The organism is Mycobacterium talmoniae, from assembly GCF_001854525.1.
GTDB lineage: Bacteria > Actinomycetota > Actinomycetes > Mycobacteriales > Mycobacteriaceae > Mycobacterium > Mycobacterium talmoniae.
Genome location: NZ_MLQM01000261.1, coordinates 1 through 4,655 on the forward strand (window position 1 = coordinate 1; position 4,655 = coordinate 4,655).

Annotated in this window: 5 protein-coding genes; 1 reads left to right on the top strand and 4 read right to left on the bottom strand. The window is 71.6% G+C overall.

All coding sequences use genetic code 11. The annotated features are described in order from the left end of the window. Nucleotides 1-146 precede the first annotated feature (146 nt). From BKN37_RS25880 to BKN37_RS25890, 3 genes are all read right to left on the bottom strand, one after another. On the bottom strand, nucleotides 147-1,436 hold the full coding sequence (locus BKN37_RS25880; RefSeq protein ID WP_083342055.1) for a lytic transglycosylase domain-containing protein: 1,290 nt from the start codon (nucleotides 1,434-1,436) through the stop codon (nucleotides 147-149). Between the two features lie 94 nt (nucleotides 1,437-1,530). After that, nucleotides 1,531-2,061 (bottom strand): DUF1003 domain-containing protein, encoded by a 531-nt coding sequence (locus BKN37_RS25885; protein ID WP_071030017.1) that lies wholly within the window; start codon nucleotides 2,059-2,061, stop codon nucleotides 1,531-1,533. Then, nucleotides 2,058-3,356 (bottom strand): magnesium transporter MgtE N-terminal domain-containing protein, encoded by a 1,299-nt coding sequence (locus BKN37_RS25890; protein ID WP_071030018.1) that lies wholly within the window; start codon nucleotides 3,354-3,356, stop codon nucleotides 2,058-2,060. The genes BKN37_RS25885 and BKN37_RS25890 overlap by 4 nt, the downstream gene beginning before the upstream one ends. 24 nt (nucleotides 3,357-3,380) lie before the next feature. Between BKN37_RS25890 and BKN37_RS25895 the strand changes: the two genes are divergently transcribed. Next, the gene (locus tag BKN37_RS25895) at nucleotides 3,381-4,349 is read left to right on the top strand and encodes an HpcH/HpaI aldolase/citrate lyase family protein (protein WP_083342056.1); all 969 of its coding nucleotides are present in this window, start codon (nucleotides 3,381-3,383) and stop codon (nucleotides 4,347-4,349) included. Here BKN37_RS25895 and BKN37_RS25900 read toward each other — a convergent pair. After that, nucleotides 4,346-4,655, bottom strand: a 310-nt coding sequence (locus BKN37_RS25900) for a DUF4190 domain-containing protein (RefSeq protein WP_071030022.1), incomplete at its 5' end; no start/stop codon positions are given. The two genes, BKN37_RS25895 and BKN37_RS25900, sit on opposite strands and share 4 nt — an antisense overlap.

Genomic DNA, 4,655 nt, shown 5'->3' on the forward strand with positions numbered 1-4,655 from the left:
CGGGCGGAGAGACGAAACGCCTGTGGAGCCCCGCTAAGTCCTCCCACCACTCGGGAGGCACAGGGCGATGAAACAGGAAGCACCCCAACCGCGGCATAGCCGCGCGGGAATCCCCGCCATTCAAGGCAGGGAGCACGTCAAGTTGGTCAGTTGACCGGACCGGGGGCCGGGCCCGGGGCCGGACCGACCGGTGCCGGCACCGGAGCCGCCGGGCCGACGGGGGCCGGCGCGGGCGCATCGGCCGGCGGCACCGCGTAGGGCGGCATCGGCGCGGGGGGCGCCCCAAACGGCGGCAGCGGATCGGCCGGCGCCGGCGGCGGAGCCTGGGGTTCGATGCAGATCACCGAGCAGTTCGGCGACCGCGCCGGCGGCGCCGCCCCGGGCAGCTGGGCGGGCCAACCCGGGTACGGGCCGGCCGTCGGGGAGGGGCCGAGGTCGATCAGCGGCATCCGCGCCAGCGGGTCGGTCGGCGGCAGACCGTTGAAGTTCAGCGGCAGCGCCGGCCCCAGCCCCTCCGGGTGTTCCAGGTGGGCGTCGCCGATCGGCGGCGGCGGCCCGGTGAGCGGCGGCAGATCCAGCGGGACGACCCCGGTCGCGTAGGCGGCGGCCCAGCCCAGCACGTTGCGGGCATACGGCATCGAGTTGTTGTAGCGCAAGATGGCGGTCAGCACCTGCGACTGGTCGCGCAGGTTCAGCCCGCCGCTGCACAGGTAGCGGGCGGCCGCCAGGGTGGCGTCGTACAGGTTCTGCGGGTCGGCCTGCCCGTCGCCGTCGCCGTCGGAGGCGTAGCGCGCCCAGGTGCCCGGCAGGAACTGCATCGGGCCCATCGCGCGGGCGTAGACCACCCGGCCGGGTGCCCGGCTCTGCACGATGACCTCGTTGCCGGGCAGGGTGCCGTCCAGCGAGGGGCCGTAGATCGGCCGGACCGCGGTGCCGCGGGCATCGGTAGCGCCGCCGTTGGCGTGCATGGACTCGATGCGCCCGATCCCGGCCAGCAGGTTCCAGCTGATGCCGCAGCCCGGGGCGGCGGTCGCCATCATCTGCTCGGCGTTGCGGTAGGCGGCCAGCGCCATCCCCGGAATCCCCAGCATGCCCGGCGAACTCACCACAATCGCCGGCGGCGGCGCCGACGCGGCGGCCGCCGCGACGTGGAAGCTGGTCGGTGGCCGGGTGACCGCCACCACCGCCGGACCGGACGGGTCCGCGGGGGCGGGAGCGACGGCGGCCAGCGGGGTGACCGCGGCGTCGCGCACGGGCGGGCTGAACCGCGGCGCCCCGCCGCCGACGGCGCCGACGAAGACCAGCGGGGTGATCACCGCCAGGCCGCACATCGGTGAGCGGGTGACCCGGGTCGTCCGCTGGCGTATCGCAGCCCACGCGCGGGCTGCGCCCCTGGTGAGGGCCGAGGCCGCGCCCCAACTTCCCCCTATGCGCACTCGACCGTCCTCAGAGCTTCTCGGAACCGCAGGTGAACTCCGTCACCATACATAACTGCTGTGACCGCAGTGGCAACAATGCGCGAGCTCACAGTCAATTGGGACGGGTGGCGTGCCGGTCCACCGGTTGTTCCCGCTCTTCGGGTTTCGCCGGCTGCAGCCGCTCCAGCAGCTCACGTAGGTCATCCAGTTCGTGACGCAGGTAGTCGCGGGTGGCCACCTCGCCGATGGCCAGCCGCAGCGCGGCCAGTTCCCGGGCCAGGTATTCGGTGTCGGCCTTGGTCTGCGCGGCGCGCCGGCGATCCTCTTCCAGCGCCACCCGATCCCGGTTCTCCTGCCGGTTTTGCGCCAGCAGGATCAGCGGCGCCGCGTACGCCGCCTGGGTGGAGAACGCCAGATTGAGCAGGATGAACGGGTAGGGGTCCCAGCGCAGGCCGGCCGCGGACAGGTTCAACGCGATCCACACCACCACGATGACGGTCTGCAGGGCCAGATAGCGCCCGGTGCCGAGGAACCGGGCCAGCGACTCGCCGATTTGCGCCAAGGCCTCCACGTCGACCTGCGGCGCCGACACCCGCGAGGTGCGCGGCGTGGACAGCCGCTGGCGCGCCGAACGCATGCTCACGAGGAGCCTCCCGCCGCTTCCAACTCGGGTTCGTCGAGGGTTTCCCGCCAGTCGTGGGGCAGCAGATGGTCGAGCACGTCGTCGACGGTCACCGCGCCCAGCAGGTGATTCTGCTCGTCGACCACCGGCCCGCACACCAAGTTGTAGGCCGCGAAATAGCGGGTCAGCGCGCCGAGCGAAACGTCCGGTGTCAGGCTGGGCAGGTCACTGTCGATGATCCCGCCCACCAGTTCGGCGGGTGGTTCGCGCAGCAGCCGCTGCAGGTGCACACAACCCAGGTAGCGCCCGGTCGGGGTGGCCGTCGGGGGGCGGGCCACAAACACCAGCGACGACAACGCCGGGGTCAGGTCGGGGTCGCGGACCCGGGCCAGCGCCTCCGCCACCGCCGTGTCCGGGGTCAGCACCACCGGGTTGGAGGTCATCAGACCGCCCGCGGTGTCCGGGGAATGCTTGAGCAGGCGCCGCACCGGGTCGGAGTCCCCGGGATCCATCCGGGCCAACAGGGTCTCGGCCTCGGTCGGGTTCATCACCCCCAGCACGTCGGCGGCGTCGTCGGGATCCATCGCTTCCAACACGTCGGCCGCGCGCTTGGTGTCCAGATGCCGCAAGAGATCGGTCTGGTCGTCCTCGGGCAGCTCCTGCAACACGTCGGCCAACCGCTCGTCGTCGAGCGCCTTGACCACCTCGTAGCGGCGTTTGGGCGGCAGCTCGCGGATCGCGTCGGCCACCTCGATCGGTCGCCACCCCTCGAACTGCTGCAGCAACTGCGCCACCGCCTGGCCCGGCATGGCCAGCGCCGACGGGGTCAGACCCTGCACGGTATGCCAGTCGACGACGTGCGCGGCGGTCCGCCGGCCCAGCCGGCGCTGGTTGCGGACGGCGACGCGGGTCACCATCCAATCGCGGGACCGCGTCGGCTCGATACCCAGGTCGGTGATCACCACCTCGATGCCGGCCAACTGCGGCAGGTCGGGATCGTTGACCCGCACCGGGGTATCCAGCACCTGCCCCAGCGCCAGCACCTCGCCGGGTCGCTGCGCGAACCGGCGCAGCGACACGTTGGCGGTGTTGAGCGACACCGCGTTGGGTTCGATCGCCGCGACCCGCAGAATCGGCACGAAAATCCTGCGGCGGTTCAACAGTTCGACCACCAGTCCGAGGACCCGCGGCTGCTGCTGGCGCACGATGCTGATGCTGACCACGACATCGCGGACCCGCCCAACAGATTCGCCAACCGGGCCCAACACCGGCATTCGCGCCAGCCTCGCCACATACACCCTGTTGACCGACGCCATGGTTCAAAGGGTAGGAGTAAATCCGTGGATAACGCGTATCGGCCCCGCCGAACCTGCCTTTCGGTGCCGGGCAGCAGTCAGAAGATGATCGACAAGGCCAAGAGCCTGCCCGCCGACGAGGTGTTCCTCGACCTGGAGGATGCCGTCGCCCCGGACGCCAAGCCCGCGGCCCGCACCCGGGTGGCGGCCGCGCTGGCCGCCCCGGGCTGGGCCGGGCAGCTGCGGGGGGTGCGGGTCAACGACTGGACCACCCCGTGGACGCACGCCGACGTGATCGAGGTGGTCGCCGCGGTCGGCGCGCAGCCGACCGCCCAGCTGGACGTGGTGGTGCTGCCGAAGGTCAGCGACGTGTCCCACGTCCACGCGCTGGATCTGCTGCTGACCCAGCTGGAGATCAGCCACGGGCTGCCGGTCGGCCGGATCGGCATCGACGCGCAGATCGAGGACGCCCGCGGGTTGCTCAACGTGAACACCATCGCCGCGGTGCCGCGGGTGCAGGCGTTGGTGCTGGGGCCCGCGGACCTGATGGCCAGCCTGAACATGCGCACCCTGGTGGTCGGCGAGCAACCCGAGGGCTACGACGTCGGCGACGCCTACCACCAGGTGCTGATGACGATCCTGATTGCCGCCCGCGCGCACGGGATCGCTGCGATCGACGGCCCGTATCTCAAGGTCCGCGACGTGGACGCGTTTCGGCGGGTGGCCGGGCGCTCGGCGGCGCTGGGCTACGACGGGAAATGGGTGCTGCACCCGGATCAGATCGCCGCCGGCAACGAGATTTTCAGTCCGCGCCAGGCCGAGTACGACCACGCCGAGCTGATCCTGGAGGCCTACGAGTGGCACACCTCGGCCGCCGGCGGGGCCCGCGGCGCGGTGATGCTCGGCGACGAGATGATCGACGAGGCCAGCCGCAAGATGGCGCTGGTGGTGGCCGCCAAGGGCCGCGCCGCCGGGATGCGGCGGCTGTCCGACCCGTTCGAGCCGCCGCGCTAATAGCTTGACGAGTTGCCGGCGGCGATCATGGCGAACAGCCAGACGATGAACACGATCACGCCCAGCGCGGTGAGCACCGCCCCGATGATGGTGCCGGCCATGGCCATACCGCGGCCTTCCTGACCGGTGCGGTTGCATTGGCCCAAGGCGATGATGCCCAGGATCATCCCCACGACCGACGGCACGAAGCACAAGAACAGCCCGGCCAGCGAGGTCACCAGGGACGCGATCGCCATCCCGTTGGTGCCCGGCGGCCGGCCCTGCGCGTACGGGTCATACGGGCTGGGGTAGCCCGGATATCCGGAC